The sequence below is a fragment of the Streptomyces hoynatensis genome, from assembly GCF_003626535.1.
Taxonomy (GTDB): Bacteria; Actinomycetota; Actinomycetes; order Streptomycetales; family Streptomycetaceae; genus Streptomyces; species Streptomyces hoynatensis.
In genome coordinates this window covers 114,976-131,594 of sequence record NZ_RBAL01000002.1, presented here as the reverse complement: position 1 = coordinate 131,594, position 16,619 = coordinate 114,976, and the positions used below count along the sequence as shown (strand labels likewise).

General features: G+C 73.8%; 11 protein-coding genes. 4 read left to right on the top strand and 7 right to left on the bottom strand.

The annotated features are described in order from the left end of the window. Nucleotides 1–15 precede the first annotated feature (15 nt). Nucleotides 16–1,248, top strand: coding sequence for a radical SAM family heme chaperone HemW (gene hemW, locus D7294_RS04010; protein WP_120675553.1), 1,233 nt, complete (start codon nucleotides 16–18; stop codon nucleotides 1,246–1,248). A gap of 184 nt (nucleotides 1,249–1,432) precedes the next feature. Here the strand turns inward: hemW and D7294_RS04005 are convergent, their stop codons facing one another. Then, nucleotides 1,433–3,310 carry an AMP-dependent synthetase/ligase gene (locus D7294_RS04005; protein WP_120675551.1) on the bottom strand — a complete coding sequence of 626 codons (1,878 nt, stop codon included), beginning with the start codon at nucleotides 3,308–3,310 and terminating at the stop codon, nucleotides 1,433–1,435. 98 nt (nucleotides 3,311–3,408) lie between these two features. Next, nucleotides 3,409–5,268 (bottom strand): translation elongation factor 4, encoded by a 1,860-nt coding sequence (gene lepA, locus D7294_RS04000; protein WP_120675549.1) that lies wholly within the window; start codon nucleotides 5,266–5,268, stop codon nucleotides 3,409–3,411. Nucleotides 5,269–5,521: 253 nt separating this feature from the next. Between lepA and rpsT the strand changes: the two genes are divergently transcribed. Beyond that, a complete protein-coding gene (gene rpsT, locus D7294_RS03995; RefSeq protein ID WP_120675547.1) occupies nucleotides 5,522–5,791 on the top strand; it encodes a 30S ribosomal protein S20 in 270 nt (89 codons plus the stop codon). 294 nt (nucleotides 5,792–6,085) lie between these two features. On the opposite strand, the gene holA is transcribed toward rpsT, so the two are convergent. Beyond that, nucleotides 6,086–7,072, bottom strand: a complete 987-nt coding sequence (gene holA / locus D7294_RS03990) for a DNA polymerase III subunit delta (RefSeq protein ID WP_120675545.1) — start codon at nucleotides 7,070–7,072, stop codon at nucleotides 6,086–6,088. Between the two features lie 54 nt (nucleotides 7,073–7,126). On the opposite strand from holA, the gene D7294_RS03985 reads away from it, so the two are divergent. Beyond that, nucleotides 7,127–7,414, top strand: a complete 288-nt coding sequence (locus D7294_RS03985; RefSeq protein ID WP_120675543.1) for a hypothetical protein — start codon at nucleotides 7,127–7,129, stop codon at nucleotides 7,412–7,414. Between the two features lie 264 nt (nucleotides 7,415–7,678). On the opposite strand, the gene D7294_RS03980 is transcribed toward D7294_RS03985, so the two are convergent. Then, entirely contained in the window at nucleotides 7,679–10,237 is a 2,559-nt protein-coding gene (locus D7294_RS03980; protein WP_120675540.1) for a ComEC/Rec2 family competence protein, read from the bottom strand. An 800-nt stretch (nucleotides 10,238–11,037) separates the two neighbouring features. On the opposite strand from D7294_RS03980, the gene D7294_RS03975 reads away from it, so the two are divergent. Then, entirely contained in the window at nucleotides 11,038–11,868 is an 831-nt protein-coding gene (locus tag D7294_RS03975; protein WP_241562083.1) for a ComEA family DNA-binding protein, read from the top strand. A gap of 85 nt (nucleotides 11,869–11,953) precedes the next feature. Here D7294_RS03975 and D7294_RS03970 read toward each other — a convergent pair whose 3' ends face one another. From D7294_RS03970 to leuS, 3 genes are all read right to left on the bottom strand, one after another. After that, nucleotides 11,954–12,799 (bottom strand): DegV family protein, encoded by an 846-nt coding sequence (locus D7294_RS03970; RefSeq protein ID WP_120675536.1) that lies wholly within the window; start codon nucleotides 12,797–12,799, stop codon nucleotides 11,954–11,956. Between the two features lie 129 nt (nucleotides 12,800–12,928). Next, nucleotides 12,929–13,573, bottom strand: a complete 645-nt coding sequence (locus D7294_RS03965) for a hypothetical protein (protein ID WP_194117726.1) — start codon at nucleotides 13,571–13,573, stop codon at nucleotides 12,929–12,931. Nucleotides 13,574–13,660: 87 nt separating this feature from the next. Continuing rightward, complete coding sequence (gene leuS, locus D7294_RS03960; protein WP_174248261.1) at nucleotides 13,661–16,513, bottom strand: leucine--tRNA ligase; 2,853 nt, start codon at nucleotides 16,511–16,513, stop codon at nucleotides 13,661–13,663. Nucleotides 16,514–16,619 lie beyond the last annotated feature (106 nt).

Below are 16,619 nucleotides of genomic sequence, written 5' to 3'. Positions count from 1 at the left end.
GGGGACAATGGGGACATGCCCTCGACCCTCCCCGACGGCGAGCCGGTGCCCGCGGACGGCGGGCTGCCACCCGCCGCGCTGGCCGGCGCCGCAGCACGGCCGCTCGCGTTCTACCTGCACGTCCCGTACTGCGCCACCCGCTGCGGGTACTGCGACTTCAACACGTACACGGCGAGCGAGCTGCGCGGCTCCGGCGGCACGCTCGCCTCGCGGGAGAACTACGCGGAGGCCGTCGCCGAGGAGGTCAGGCTGGCCCGCAAGGTCCTCGGGGACGACCCGCGGCGGGTGAGCACCGTGTTCTTCGGCGGCGGTACGCCCACCCTGCTGCCGCCCGCCGACCTGGGGCGGATGCTCGACGCGGTCCGCAAGGAGTTCGGCCTCGCCGAGGACGCCGAGATCACCACGGAGGCGAATCCCGAGTCGGTCGGCCCGGCCTCCCTCGCCGCGCTCCGCGAGGCCGGTTTCACCCGGATCTCCTTCGGCATGCAGAGCGCCCGCGCCCACGTGCTGGCCGTGCTGGAGCGCAGGCACACCCCCGGCCGCCCCGAGGCCTGCGTGGCGGAGGCGCGCGCCGCCGGTTTCGCGCACGTCAGCCTCGACCTGATCTACGGCACGCCGGGCGAGAGCGACGCGGACTGGCGGGCCTCGCTGACGGCGGCGATCGGCGCGGGCCCCGACCACGTCTCGGCCTACTCGCTGATCGTCGAGGAGGGCACGCGGCTGGCGCGGCGGGTACGGCGCGGGGAGATCCCGGACACCGACGAGGACGTCAACGCCGACCGCTACCTGATCGCGGAGGAGGAGCTGACCGCCGCGGGCTTCGGCTGGTACGAGATCTCGAACTGGGCGGCCTCGCCCGCGGACCGCTGCCGGCACAACGAGCTGTACTGGCGGGGCGCGGACTGGTGGGGGGCGGGTCCGGGGGCGCACAGCCACGTGGGGGGCGTGCGGTGGTGGAACGTGAAGCATCCGGGCGCGTACGCGCAGGCGCTCTCCCACGGGCGTTCCCCGGGCGCGGGGCGCGAGGTGCTGTCGGCGGAGGACCGCCGGGTGGAGCGGATCATGCTGGAGCTGCGGCTCGCCGACGGATGCGAGACCGGGCTGCTGCGCGAGCGGGGACGGGCCGCGGCGCGCCGGGCGGCGGCCGACGGCCTCCTCGACGCCGCGGCCCTCGCGGGGGGCCGGGCGGTGCTGACGCTGCGCGGCAGGCTCCTCGCCGACGCGCTCACCCGCGACCTGGTCGACTGAGCCGCGCCGCCCCGGCGCCCGTTCCCTTCCCCCCTCTTCCCCCTGCGCGGCCGAGCGCAGGGGGCGGCGGGGACGGACCTCCGCGGGCGCCGGCACGGGCCCCCGCCTGCCCGGCTTCGGCGACCGGGCGGGCTGCGGCGACCCGCCGGGGCCGGCAGCCGGCCGGGGTTGGGCGGCCGGCCGACTACGCGTCGGCGTACATGTCGTCGATCAGCTCGTGGAACTTCGCCTCCACGTTGCCCCGCTTCAGCTTCAGGCTCGGCGTCATGTCCCCGTGCTCCACGTCCAGCTCGCGCGGCAGCAGCCGGAACTTCTTCAGCGTCTGCCAGCGCTGGAGCCCCGCGTTCAGCTCCTGGACGTAGCCCTCGATCAGCTCCCGGGTCCGCGGGTGCGCGACGACCTCCGCGTAGCCGCCAGGGACGCCGTTCTCCCGGGCCCAGTTCATGATCGACGCCTCCTCCAGCGCGATCAGTGCCGAGCAGTACTTGCGGCCCGCGCCGATCACCTGCATCTGCGCCACGTAGGGGCAGACCGCCTTGAACCTGCCCTCGATCTCGGTCGGCGCCACGTACTTGCCGCCCGAGGTCTTGAACAGGTCCTTCTTGCGGTCGGTGATCCGCAGGAAGCCGTCGTCGGAGAGTTCGCCGATGTCCCCGGTGTGGAACCAGCCCTCGCCGTCGAGCACCTCGGCCGTCTGCTCGGGCAGCCCGTGGTAGCCGTCCATGATCCCCGGGCCGCGCAGCAGGACCTCGCCGTCCTCCGCGAGGCGTACCTCAAGCCCGGGGAACGCCTTGCCCACCGTGCCGGTGCGCAGCGCGGGACCCGGGTTCAGGAAGCTGGCCGCCGCCGACTCGGTGAGGCCGTAGCCCTCGAGGATGGGAATGCCGGCGCCGGTGAAGAAGTAGCCGATCTCTGGGGTGAGCGCGGCGGAGCCGGAGACGCAGGCCCTGATCCGGCCGCCGAACGCCTCCCTGAGCCGCGCGTAGACGAGCCGGTCGGCGACGGCGTGGCGGGCCCGCAGGCCCATCGGGACGGCGTGGGTGCCGGTGCGCCGGAAGCTCTCCTGCTCGGCGCGGGCGTACTCCCTGGCCACCCCGGCCGCCCAGGTGAAGATGCGGAAGCGGAGGGCGCCGCCCTCCTTGGCGCGCATGGCGGCCCCGTTGTAGACCCGCTCGAAGATCCGCGGCACGCCGCACATGATCGTGGGGCGCACCACCGGCATGTTCTCGACGATCTTGTCCACGCGGCCGTCCACCGCCATCACGTGCCCCACCTTGATGTGGGCGGAGAGCAGCACCTTGCCGAAGACGTGCGCGAGCGGGAGCCAGAGGTACTGGAGGTCGGCGGGCTCCAGCATGCTCACGGCCTCGATGGCGTGGCCCATGTACGACCAGGTGTCCTGGCGCAGCCGCACGCCCTTGGGGCGGCCGGTGGTGCCCGAGGTGTAGATGAGGGTGGCCAGCTGCCCGGGCCGCAGCGCGGCGACCGTCTCCCTGACGCAGTCCGGCTTCTTCTCCAGGTAGGCGGCGCCGCGCTCGGCGAGGGCGGCGAGCGAGAGCACCCAGCCCTCGGGGTCGCCCTCGGCGGGGAGCGCGTCGGCGGCCTCGATGACGACCACGTGCGCGAGCGCGGGCAGCCGGTCCCGCAGCTCGCGCACCTTCGCCAGCTGGGCGGCGTCCTCGGCGATCAGCACCCGGCTGCCCGAGTCGGAGAGGATGTAGGCGGTCTCGTCGGCGTTGGTCTGCGCGTAGACCGTGGTCGTGGCCGCGCCGGCGCACATGATCCCGAGGTCGGCCAGTATCCAGTCCACGCGGGTGCTGGAGGCGATCGCCACCCGCTCCTCCGGCCGCACCCCGAGGTCCATGAGGCCCGCGGCGATCGCGTAGACCCGCTCCGCGGCCTCGGCCCAGGTGTAGCCACGCCACTCGTCGGGACCCTCCCCGGCGGAGGGCACCGGGTAGCGGAACGCCTCCCGGTCCGGGGTGGCCGCGACGCGGTCGAGGAACAGGTGCGCCAAGGAGGGCGGGCGCTGGTCGAGCGAGTGCTGCTGCTTGTCGGTCACGACTTCCTCCGGGTGCCGCGCTGCAACGGGGGTGACTTGCCGGTAACTTTTCGGGTGGCGATCAGACTAGATGCCGCGGCGCCCGCGCGTAAGGGGCTCTATTTCTTGTTTTTCCCCTCGCCGCCTTCGGAGTCGGAGGACAGCGCGGCGATGAACGCCTCCTGCGGAACTTCCACGCGCCCCACCATCTTCATGCGCTTTTTCCCCTCCTTCTGCTTCTCAAGCAGCTTGCGCTTACGGGAGATATCGCCTCCGTAGCACTTGGAGAGCACGTCCTTGCGCATCGCCCGCACCGTCTCGCGGGCGATGACGCGCGAGCCGATGGCGGCCTGGATCGGCACCTCGAACTGCTGCCTGGGGATGAGCTCGCGCAGCTTCGCGGCCATCTTCACGCCGTACGCGTACGCCTTGTCCTTGTGCACGATCGCGGAGAAGGCGTCCACCTTGTCGCCGTGCAGCAGAATGTCGACCTTGACCAGGTCCGCGGCCACCTCGCCCACGGGCTCGTAATCCAGCGAGGCGTAGCCGCGGGTCTTGGACTTCAGCGCGTCGAAGAAGTCGAAGACGATCTCCGCGAGCGGCAGCGTGTACCGCAGCTCCACGCGGTCCTCGGAGAGGTAGTCCATGCCCTGCATGGTGCCGCGGCGGTTCTGGCAGAGCTCCATGATCGCGCCGATGTACTCGCTCGGCGCGAGCAGCGTGGCGCGCACCACCGGCTCGCGGACCTCGGCGACCTTGCCGCCGGGGAACTCGCTCGGGTTGGTCACCGTGTGCCGCGCGCCGTCCTCCATGCCCACCTGGTAGACGACGTTGGGGGCGGTGGCGATCAGGTCGAGGCCGAACTCCCGCTCCAGGCGCTCCCTGATCACCTCCAGGTGCAGCAGGCCGAGGAAGCCGACGCGGAAGCCGAAGCCGAGGGCCGCGGAGGTCTCCGGCTCGTAGACCAGCGCCGCGTCGTTGAGCTGCAGCTTCTCCAGGGCGTCGCGCAGCGCCGGGTAGTCGGAGCCGTCGATGGGGTAGAGCCCCGAGAACACCATGGGCTTGGGGTCCTTGTAGCCGCCGAGCGGCTCGCTCGCGCCGCCGCGCTGCAGGGTGACCGTGTCGCCGACCTTGGACTGCCTGACGTCCTTCACGCCGGTGATCAGGTAGCCGACCTCGCCGACCGCGAGGCCGTCGGCCGGGGTCATCTCCGGGGAGTTGACGCCGATCTCCAGCAGCTCGTGGGTGGCGCCGGTGGACATCATCTGGATGCGCTCGCGCCTGCCGAGCCGGCCGTCGACGACCTTCACGTAGGTGACGACGCCGCGGTAGGCGTCGTAGACCGAGTCGAAGATCATGGCGCGGGCGGGGCTGTCGGGCTCGCCGACGGGGGCCGGGACCTGGCGAACCACCTCGTCGAGCAGGCCGGGAACGCCCTCGCCGGTCTTGGCCGAGACGCGCAGGACGTCCTCGGGCTCACAGCCGATGAGGCGGGCCAGCTCGGCGGCGAACTTGTCGGGCTGGGCGGCCGGCAGATCGATCTTGTTGAGCACGGGGATGATCGTCAGGTCGTTCTCCATCGCCAGGTACAGGTTGGCGAGGGTCTGGGCCTCGATGCCCTGCGCGGCGTCGACGAGGAGGATGCAGCCCTCGCACGCGGCGAGGGAGCGGGAGACCTCGTAGGTGAAGTCGACGTGGCCCGGGGTGTCGATCATGTTCAGGACGTGGGTGACGCCGTCGGCGGCCCACGGCATCCGCACCGCCTGGGATTTGATCGTGATGCCCCGCTCCCGCTCGATGTCCATCCGGTCGAGATACTGGGCACGCATCTGGCGCTGCTCGACCACCCCGGTCAGCTGGAGCATCCGGTCGGCTAGCGTCGACTTGCCGTGGTCGATGTGCGCGATGATGCAGAAGTTGCGGAGCAGGGCCGGATCGGTACGGCTTGGCTCCGGCGCGTTCGAAGGGATCGCGGGCACGCGGGGTCCTGTCGGGTGTGGCTGGTCTCGATGGGTCGTCCCCATGGTCCCACGTGGGCGCCACTGGTCCGGATTCGGAGGCCGTGGGCGCCGCTGGTAGTCTGGCCCTCTGTGCTTGCCGCGCCGCGCGCCCCCGCAGTACCTCGGTGATCCTCCCGCAGTACCTCGGCGACCGCGGCCGGGCCACGGCTCCGTCCGGGTCCAGGCGAGGACGACGACACCGAAGAAGACCGAACCTGCAAAGGCTCAATTCGTGGCGAACATCAAGTCCCAGATCAAGCGGATCAAGACCAACGAGAAGGCGCGGCTGCGCAACCAGTCCGTCAAGTCCGAGGTCAAGACCGCCGTCCGCAAGGCCCGCGAGGCCGTGGCCGCCGGCGACTACGAGGCTGCCGAGGCCGCGCGCCGGGTGGCCGCCCGCAAGCTGGACAAGGCCGTCAGCAAGGGCGTCCTGCACAAGAACAACGCGGCCAACAAGAAGTCCGCGCTGGCTCTCCAGGTCAACGCACTGCGCCAGGACTGAACCGGCCCGGCGCCCGTCACCGGCCGGTGAACGGCGGCCCCTCTCTCCGCCGTTCCGCGCGGTTCGCGCCGTGGCCGGTGCCTGCACGGCACCGTGCTGACCCAGACGTTCGCCACGCGAGCACGGTGCACTGGGGTTTCCCACCCCGCCGTCTTTCCCCGACGGCGGGGTTTTCCTCTGCCCTGGGGCCCCCTCACCGGACGACGGGGCAAAAGGGGTCAAAACTGGCACTTTCCGGTCAAGTCGCCTCACTCCTCGCGCATCGCCGCACCCTCTGTGCAATCCGCAATCCGCTCAACGGGAGCGGGCGGCGGCGGCGATGGTGACCACCGCCTTCTCCAGGGCGTACCCCGGGTCGAGCCCGCCCCCCTTCACGGCCGCGTCGGCGTCCGCGACCGCGCGCAACGCCGCGGCCACCCCGTCGGACGACCAGCCGCGCATCTGCTGCCGCACCCGGTCGATCTTCCACGGCGGCATGCCGAGCTCCCGGGCCAGATCCCCCGGGCGCAACCCGGCCGGGGCGGAGGCCAGCTTGCCGATCGCGCGCACCCCCTGCGCCAGCGCACTGGTGACCAGCACCGGCGCAACGCCGGTGGCGAGCGCCCAGCGCAGCGCTTCCAGCGCCTCCGCCGTACGCCCCTCCACCGCCCGGTCGGCGACGGTGAAGCTGGACGCCTCCGCACGGCCCGTGTAGTAACGCCCGACGACCGCCTCGTCGATCGTTCCCTCCACGTCGGCCGCCAGCTGGGCACAGGCGGAGGCCAGCTCCCGCAGGTCGCTGCCGAGCGCGTCGACCAGCGCCTGGCAGGCGGCCGGGGTCGCGCTGCGCCCCGCGGCCCTGAACTCGCCCCGCACGAACGCGACCCGGTCGGCCGGCTTGGTCACCTTCGCGCAGGCCACCTCCCGGGCCCCGGCCTTGCGCGCGGCCTCCAGCAGCGCCTTGCCCTTGGCGCCGCCCGCGTGCAGCAGGACCAGCGTGATCTCCTCGGCCGGCGCACCGACGTACGCCTTCACGTCCTTGACGGCGTCGGCCGACAGATCCTGCGCCTGCCGGACCACGACCACCTTGCGCTCGGCGAACAGCGAGGGGCTGGTCAGCTCCGCCAGCGTGCCGCCCTGCACGTCCACCGCCTCCAACTGCCGCACGTCGGTGTCCGGGTCCGCCGCCTTGGCCGCCGCGACGACCTGCCGCACGGCGCGGTCCAGGAGCAGGTCCTCCTGCCCCACCGCGAGGGTGACCGGGGCGAGCGGATCGTCGTTCCGCGCTGATCTGGCAGCCATGCGCCCAGCATCCCACGGGCCACCGACAGCCAGGCCACCGGCGAGAATGGCCGGGTGACCGACGCCCGACACGTACTGGTGCTGCCGGACCGGGACGCCGCCGAAGAGGTGGCCGCGGAGCTGGCCGAGCGCCTCGCCCTGCCCGAGGAACCCCGCCCGCTGCGCGAGGCCCTGGCCGGAGAGGATGACGCGGAGGACGCCCAATGGCTGGTGGTTCTCGAAGGCGAGGCGGCGGCGGCCTGCGCCCCTGCCATGCTCGCCTCCCTCGCGGAGTCCCACGACGGCTGGCTGGAGCAGGAACCCGAGACCGCGGAGAACGGCGTCTCCCCGGGGGATGCCTGAGCCCCGGAGGGCGCCGAAGCCGCGGCTCGCGCCCTGCTCCCCTCCTCGTCTCGCCTTCTCACATGTCCCTTTCCCTCCTTCCGATTCGGAAGAGCCCATCGCCCGACGGGCCCGCTGCCCGGCAAGACCCCGAACCCGGCCCCAGCCCCGGCCCCGGCACAGGCACAGGCACAGGCACAGGCTGCTTCCCGCACCTTCTGGGGGCCGGCGCCCCGCGCCCTGGGGCCGTGCCGCGTGGCACCGGTCCACCGCGATCGCCGGTGCCTACCCGGGGCGGTCGCGCACCGTGGCTCTGGGGCCTTCGGGGCCCGCCCGGACCGCGAGCGCGCCGTCGGTGTCGGTACGGAGAACGGTGGCGCCCACCTCCTCCAAGGCGGCCAGGGTGCGCGGCGCCGGGTGCCCGTAGCCGTTGTCCTCGCCGCAGCTGACGAGGGCCAGCCGCGGCGCGAGGCGCTCGAACAGTTTCGGCTCCTGTGCCGCAGAACCGTGGTGCGGAACCTTCAGCACGTCCACCCGGGACAGGTCGGCTCGCGTGGCCAACAGCCTTTGCTGGGCGGCCGGTTCGAGATCGCCCGGGAGGAGGACGGTCAGGCCGCCGGTGCGCAGCAGCAGGGTGACGCTCGCGTCGTTCGCCGCGAGCCCCGCGGCGGCGGCCCCGGCCGGGGGCCACAGCACCTCCCAGTCCAGCTCCTCGCCGATCCGCCGTCGCTCCCCCGGTATCGCGGCCACCAGGGGGACGCCGGCCTCCGCGGCGACCCGTTCGACGAACTCCGCCTGCCCCGGCGGGTCCCGCACGCCGGTGGATTCGATGGCGTCGACGCGCCGCCCGCGCAGGGCGCCCGAGAGCCCACCGACGTGATCCGCGTGGAAGTGGCTGAGCAGCAGCAACGGGATGTGGCTGACTCCGAGTTCCCGCAGGCACCGGTCCATGAGCGCGGGATCGGGCCCGGTGTCGACGACCAGGGCGCTGTGCCCTCCCGCGGTCAGTACCAGGCCATCGCCCTGCCCCACGTCGCAGACCACGAGCCGCCAGCCGGGAGGCGGCCAGCCGGTGAGGAGGCGCGGCAGCGGGAGGGGGCGCAACACGGCGCACACGAGCAGCAGCGCGCAACACAGCGCCGGCCAGGGCCGGTGGGCGACGCGTCGCAGCAGCACGCACGCCGCCACGGTGACCGCGGCGAGCAGCGCTCCGCCCGCCCAGCCACCCGGCCAGCCCAGTTCGGCGCCGGGGAGGGCGGCACCGCCCCTGGCGACGGCCGCGATCCAGCGCGTGGGCCAACTCGCCAGCCAGGCGAAGCCGATGGCCACCGGCATCGCGAACGGCGCGGTGATCAGCGCCGCCCAGCCGAGCACGACGACCGGCCCGACCGCCGCCCCCGCCAGCAGGTTGCACGGGACGGCCACCAGGCTGGTGCTCGCCGAGAAGACCGTGACGACCGGCGCGCACACCACGTGGGCCGCGGCCGCCGCGGCCAGGGCCTCGGCCGGCGGCCCCGGGAGGCCGCGGCGCCGCAGCGCGGCTCCCCACCGGGGGGCGAGCGTCAGCAGGGAGCCGGTCGCGAGCACGGAGAGCAGGAACCCGAACGACCTGGCGAGTGTGGGGTCGTGGAGCACCAGCAGCAGCACCGCGGCGGCCAGCGCGGGCAGCAGTGAGCGGCGGCGCCCCGTGGCGAGCGCGAGCATGGCGATGCCGGCGCACACCGCCGCGCGCAGCACGCTCGGATCGGGGCGGCAGACCAGCACGAAGGCCGCGACGAGTGCGCAGCCGACGGCGGCGGTGGCCCGCAACGGAAGGCCGAACCTGGCGGCGAGGCCGCCTCGTTCGGCGGTGCCGGCCCTGCTTTGGGCGCCGGTCAGCACCACGAGCACCAGGGTGAGCTGGGCGCCACTGACGACCACCAGGTGCGTGAGCCCGGTGACGGTGACGGCCTCCGCCAGCTCGGGGCCGAGCCCGGAGCCGTCGCCGATCACGAGCGCGGGCAGCAGGCCACGGGCGGAGCCCGGCAGGTGGGAGGCGGCCTCGCGGAGCCCGTCGCGCAGCGAACCGGCGAGGCGGTGCGCGGCGTTCGGCCCCGAGACCACGTGCGGGCTGCCCGCCTCCCGCACCCGCAGCACGGCCGCGAACTCGGCCGCCCGTCCCGGCAGCGGCGCCCGGACCCCGGCCCGCAGTCGCAGCTGGGTGGAGGGCAGCAACCGCAGCCATTCCTCCGGCCGTTGGGCTTCGACGACGAGCAGGACGGGCCCGTGCACCTCCTGCGTTCCTGCGGAAGGGCCGGTGACGCGGCTGGCCGTGGCGCGCAGGAGGACGCGTGGCGGCGCGTTCGGGCCGTGCGTCGTCTCGTGCCCGGCAGTCGCCGGGTCCGCGGTGAGGGTGACCTCGAACTCGGCCCGCTCGCCTTCCAGCCGAGGCCAGGGCTCCGCGCGCAGGGACGCCGTGTGCAGTCCCGCGAGGGTGGCCGCGGCCGCCGCGCACAGCAGCGTCATGGCAGCCGCCACCGGCAGCCGCCGCGCCGTGCGAGGGCCCGCCGGGCTCGCCGCCGCGGGACGGCGGCCGAGGGCCGGCAGGACGCCGGCCACCAAAAGCAGACCGAGCACGCAGGCAGCCGTGACGCGAGCGGGCGCGCCCAGGGCCATTGCGGCCGCCGCCCAGGCCGCCGCCGCGGGGGGCAACAGCCGCAGGTCGGCCGGGGCACTCTCCTGCTGCGGGGCCGCGGCTCCGAGCCGGCGGCCCGAGGCGGCGTGGACCGGGTGCCTGCCGGCGGCCCCGGCCGCCTGGCCCTCGGGCGCCCGCCCGGCCCTCGTCCTGCGTACTCGCGTTTCCATGGCCCAAGACCGTAGCGAGCCGTCACCGTCCGTGACGAGTCGGACGCAAATTCTGTGGACAACTCGGGCGTTGTGGATAACTCCCCCACCCGATCGGGTAGCTCGCGCAGCCCAGGGAACCGGACGACCCGGTGAGGCGTTGAGGCGCCCCACGCGCCCCGCCGGGAGTGCGTGGGGCCGGGCAGGCGGGTGCGGTGGTGCCCCCTCGCGCCTTCCGGCGGCGCGTCAACGCCCGGCACGCGGCACGCGCGTGGTGTGGCCTTGCTGGTGCGGTTGATGTCGCGTGTGACGCGAGCGATCGGCGGGGCAGGTGAGTTACCCGATCGGGTGAGAGAGTTATCCACAACGCCCGAGTTATCCACAGGATTTGTGCTCGGCTGGTCACGATGCGTGATTTGCCTCTACCGTCTTGAGCCATGGAAACGCGAGTGCGCAGGCCAGGAGCCGGGCTGAGGCCCGGCGGAGCAGGATGCAGCGGACCGGGACGGCGGGCCTCACGGGGCCGCGTGGCTTACACCCGCGCGGCGACGAGGGCACGCGCGGCCTCCCTCTTCCCACCGGCTCCGGCCGCTCCCAACGAAATGCCATGGGCCACTGGCCCGTTGATCCCCTCCCCCGAGTGGCGCGTCCTTCCCCGCAGGCCGGGCGCGGCGCAGCGCGGCACGCCTCCCGAGGCAGCACCGGCGCCGGGCACCGCCCCGGCGCCCGGCGCCTCAGGAAAGCCCGGGCCGTCCCCCTGCGTGGTGGAACGCGCGCGCAGGGCAAGGCAATCCGCGGCGGCCGGTCCCTCCCTGGTGCTCGTGCCGAGTCCGCAGCCCGCCGCGAGGGCGCCCCGGGACGAGGCGGGCCCCGCCGCCGGGGACGGCGCGGCGCCCGAAGCCGCCGCCGGGCCGGATGCCGCGGCGGTCCCGCCCCGGCAGGAGCCCCTGCCGCTGGGGCGGCGCCTGCGGCTCGCGGTGGCGGAGCGATTGCCCCTGTGGCTGCGGTCGCGATGCGGGGTCGAGGCGAAAACGCTCGCCGCCCTGTGCGTCCTGCTCGTCGTGGCGGTCGCCCTCGGCGTGCACCACTTCTGGTCCGGACGCCCCCGCACCGTCTCGGCCGGCGCCGAGCCGACGCTCGTCGCGGCGCCCTCCGCCCTCCCCACCGCGCAGGCCACGCCCGGCGATGGGGCGCCCGGCAGCCCCTCGGGGGCGGTCGGCCCCGCGGGGCAGGCCAGGGTCGTGGTCGACGTCGCGGGAGACGTGGCCGAGCCCGGGATCTACACCCTTCCGCCGGGAGCCCGGGTGGCCGACGCCATCGAGGCCGCGGGCGGCAGCGATCCCGGCGCCGACACCGACGGGCTCAACCGGGCCAGGGTGCTGACCGACGGCGAGCAGGTCCTCGTCGGGCGGCCGGCCGCCACCGCCCCCGGTGGGCAGCCCCAGGCCACCGCCGCTCCCGGCAAGGTGAGCCTGAACGCCGCCACGCCCGAGCAACTGGACTCGCTGCCCGGCATCGGCCCCGTCCTGGCCCGGCACATCGTCGAGTACCGCACGGCGAACGGCGGGTTCACCACCGTGGACGAGCTCGGCCAGGTTCCCGGCATCGGCGACCGCCGACTGACCGAGTTGAGGGACCGTGTCACCCTGTGAGCCGCGGGCCGGCGGGGTGCCGTGGGCGCCGCCGCCCCCGGCGGCCCTCCCGCCGCGGCCACCGCGAAACGCGCCCCGCGGGCGGTCACTTGGGCGAGACCACCGCGCCCAGCAGGCCGGGGCCCGTGTGCGCGCCGAGCACCGCGCCCACCTCGCTGACGTGCAACTCGGCCAGTCCCGGCAGTCGTTGACGCAGCCGGTCGGCCAGCTGCCCGGCTCGGTCCTCCGCCGCCAGGTGGTGCACCGCCACATCGACCGGGCCGGCGCCCGCGTGCTCGACGGCGAGTTCCTCGAGCCGGGCGATGGCGCGCGACGCGGTGCGCACCTTCTCACGCAGCTCGATCCTGCCCTCGGCGAGTTCGAGCAGGGGCTTCACGGCCAGCGCGGAGCCGAAGAGCGCCTGGGCCGCCCCGATCCGGCCGCCACGCCGCAGGTGTTCGAGGGTGTCGACGTAGAAGTACGCGCGGGTGGACTGTTCGCGCTTGACCGCGCCCGCGACGGCCTCGTCCGGGGTGCCGCCCGCCGCCGCCACCTCGGCCGCGGCCAGCACGCAGAAGCCGAGGGCCATCGCGACCATGCCGCTGTCCACGACGCGCACCGGCACCGGGGCCTGTTTGGCCGCCAGCACCGCGGCGTCGTAGGTGCCCGAGATCTCGGAGGAGAGGTGAAGCGAGACGATGCCGCTCGCGCCCTCCCGGGCAGCCGCCCGGTAGGCCGCCGCGAAGGTCTCCGGGCTCGGGCGGGAGGTGGTGACCGGGAGCCGCTGGCCGAGCGCCTGCGTCAGCCGCCGCGCCGCCTCCTCGGTGCCGTCCTCGAACGGCCGGCCGCCGAGCACCACGGTCAGCGGTACGACCGAGATCCCGTGCCGTTCGACCGCTCCCGGCGGCAGGTAGGCCGTGGAATCCGTGACGATGGCGACAGAGCGGGGCATAGACCGGAGACTAGCGGAGCGCGCGGCGGGGGGCGTCCGGGGCCGTCCGCGCGCCCCGGGCGAGCCGTCGTCCGTTGCCTGGCTGCCCGTCGCGGGCCTGTCCGGTGGCGTGCGTGGGTACGGGTCGGCTCACGCGCCCTGCGCGCGGCGCTTGCGCAGGCCTCCGGGAAGGCGGCCGCGTTCGCCCGGCGCCTCGGCGCCCTCGACGCCGGGGGTTTGTGCCGCAGGCCGTTCCCGATCCACCGGCGTCCAGTGGCGCAGCGCACTGGCCTCCAGGTCGATCTGCTGGTGCAGCGCCTCCAGGGTGTCCGCGTCGTCGCGGCGGGCGCGGTCCTGGGCGGCGAAGCGCAGCGAGTCGGCCGAGCGCCTGATCCGGTCCGCGCGCCCGCGCAGTTCCGGCAGGCGCGCCGCGATCCGGGAGCGGTCGGGCTCGCCGTCCATCAGCCGGGCCAGTTCCTCGTCGAGGGCGCCGGCATGCGTCTCCAGCTGCTCGAAGAGACCGAGCGCCTCGGTCAGCGCCGGGTCCTGGGCGGTGCGCTGCCGCAGGGTGGCGCGGGTGCTGTCGAGGGAGGCGCGCAGCTCCTTGCGGATGCGCGCCCCCTCGCCGATCACGCCTGGCTGAGCCGCCCGCGCGGTGAGCGCGGCCTCGGACAGGGCGTGGCGGATGTCACGCCGCGCCCGGCGCACGCCGCGGCGCACGGCTCTGACGCCGCTCACCACCAGCGTCAGGAACACCAGGAACGTCAGCGCCACCACCACGAGGGCGACCTGCATGACCCGACCCCTTATCTGCCACGAGGGCGCCGTGAATCTCCCGCCGGAACGGCTGCCGCCTTCCAGCGTAGGCCCACGTGGCCGGGTTCAGGCAGGGACGACGTTCACCAGCTTCGGGGCGCGCACGATCACCTTCCTGACCTCCGCGCCGCCGAGCGCCGCCACGACCGCGGGCGCCTCCAGCGCCCGGGCCTGGAGATCGGCCTCCGAGATGCCGGGCGGCACGTCGAGCCTGGCCCTGACCTTGCCCTTGACCTGCACGACGCAGGTGACGGTCTCGTCCACGAGGTAGGCCGGGTCCGCGGCGGGGAAGTCGGCCAGGGTCACGCTCTGTGGGTGCCCGAGGCGGTGCCACAGCTCCTCGGCGAAGTGCGGCGCCAGCGGGGCGATCAGCAGCACCAGCGTCTCGGCGACCTGACGCGGCACGCGGCGGGCCTTGGTGACGTGGTTGTTCAGCTCGGTGATCTTGGCGATGGCGGTGTTGAACCGCAGCCCCGCCATGTCCTGCCGGACGCCGTCGATCGCCTTGTGCATGATCCGCAGCGTCTCGTCGTCCGGCTCGGCGTCCACGACGGTGACCTCGCCGGTGGCCTCGTCCAGCACGTTGCGCCACAGCCGTTGCAGCAGCCGGTACTGGCCGACGACGGCGCGGGTCTCCCATGGACGCGACACGTCCAGCGGGCCCATCGCCATCTCGTACAGGCGCAGCGTGTCCGCGCCGTAGTCGGTGCAGACCTCGTCGGGCGAGATCACGTTCTTCAGGGACTTGCCGATCTTGCCCAGCTCGCGGCTGACCGGCGCGCCCTGGTAGAAGTACGTCCCCTCGCGCTCCTCCACCTCGGCGGCGGGGACGGGGAAGCCGCGTTCGTCGCGGTAGACGTACGCCTGGACCATGCCCTGGTTGAACAGCTTGTGGTACGGCTCGGCCGAGGAGACGTGTCCCAGGTCGAACAGCACCTTCTGCCAGAACCTGGCGTACAGCAGGTGCAGCACCGCGTGCTCGGCGCCGCCCACGTACAGGTCGACGCCGCCGGTGGAGGCGCCTTCCCGCGGGCCCATCCAGTACCGCTCGACCTCGGGGTCGACCAGGCGCCGGTCGTTGCGCGGGTCCAGGTAGCGCAGGTGGTACCAGCAGGAGCCGGCCCAGTTGGGCATCGTGTTGGTCTCGCGCCGGAAGGGGCGGGGGCCGCGCCCGTCGCCCAGGTCGAGGGTGACGTTCACCCAGGCCTCGTTGCGGGACAGGGGGGTCTCGGGGCTGGTGTCGGCGTCGTTCGGGTCGAAGGTGCGCGGCGAGTAGTTCTCCACGTCGGGCAGTTCCAGCGGCAGCATCGACTCCGGCAGGGCGTGCGCCACGCCGTCCTCGTCATAGACGATGGGGAACGGTTCGCCCCAGTAGCGCTGGCGGCTGAACAGCCAGTCGCGCAGCCGGTAGGTGACGGTACCCGAGCCGAGGCCGGCGGACTCCAGCCATTCGTTCAGCCGCTTCTTGGCCTCGGTGACGCTCAGGCCGTCCAGGCTCACCGTGTCGTTGGAGGAGTTGACGACGCGGGCGTCGTAGGAGTTGAACGCGTCCTCCCACGTGGCCGGGTCGGTGCCGCGGCCGTCGGTCGGCTCGACGACGCAGCGCATCGGCAGCTCGAAGGCGCGCGCGAAGGCGAAGTCGCGGCTGTCGTGGGCGGGGACGGCCATGATCGCGCCGGTGCCGTAGCCGACCAGCACATAGTCGGCGATGAAGACGGGCAGGCGCTCGCCGTTGACCGGGTTGACGGCGAAGGCGCCGGTGAAGACGCCGGTCTTCTCCCTGGCGTCGGCCTGCCGTTCCACGTCGGACTTGGCCCCGGCCTGCTTGCGGTAGGCGGACACGGCCTCGGCGGGCGTGGCGTGCCCACCGGTCCAGACGCCCGGCGTTCCCTCCGGCCAGACGTCCGGGGTGACCGACTCGACCAGCGGGTGCTCGGGCGCCAGCACCAGGTAGGTGGCGCCGAACAGCGTGTCCTGCCGGGTGGTGAAGACCGTGACGGTGCCGTTCGCGTCCTCCTCGCCCACGGCGAAGTCGATGCGGGCCCCCTCGGAGCGGCCGATCCAGTTGCGCTGCTGGAGCTTGATCGCCTCCGGCCAGTCGACGGTGTCCAGGTCGTCGATCAGGCGGTCGGCGTATGCGGTGATCCGCATGTTCCACTGGCGCAGCTTGGACTTGAAGACCGGGAAGTTGCCGCGCTCGGAGCGGCCGTCCGCGGTGACCTCCTCGTTGGCCAGGACGGTGCCGAGGCCGGGGCACCAGTTGACGGGGGCGTCGGAGGCGTAGGCCAGCCGGTACTCGCCCAGGATCTCGGCCCGCTCGGCCTCGCTCAGCTCGGCCCACGGGCGGCCGTCGGGGGTGGGGCGCTCGCCGGAGGCGAACTGCGCGACCAGTTCCGCGATCGGGCGGGCCCGCCCGGCCTCGGGGTCATACCAGGAGTTGAAGATCTGCAGGAAGATCCACTGCGTCCAGCGGTAGTACTCGGGGTCGATGGTGGCGAACGAGCGCCGCTGGTCGTAGCCCATGCCCAGCCGCCGCAGCTGGGCGCGATACGCCTCCATGTTGGCCTCGGTGGAGACGCGCGGATGCGTGCCGGTCTGCACCGCGTACTGCTCGGCGGGCAGGCCGAAGGCGTCGAAGCCGAGGGTGTGCAGGACGTTGTGCCCGGTCATGCGCTGGAAGCGGGAGTAGACGTCGGTCGCGATGTAGCCCAGCGGGTGCCCGACGTGCAGCCCCGCACCCGAGGGATAGGGGAACATGTCCATGACGAACAGCTTGGGCCGTGCGGCCTGCTCGGGGTCGTCAGCCAGGTCGCCCGAGGGGTTGGGGGCCTGATAGGTGCCGTTGCGGTCCCAGTAGTCCTGCCAGCGTGCCTCGATCCGTGCGGCCAGGGCTGCGTCGTACTTGTGTGACTCGCTCATCGTCTGCAACTCCATCGGGTCGTCTCTGCCACGCCATGAAAAAACCCCTCGCGCAGGAGGGGATGGCCACGCCGACTCGGCTCTCGCCGCTTCGTCAGCGTGGCCG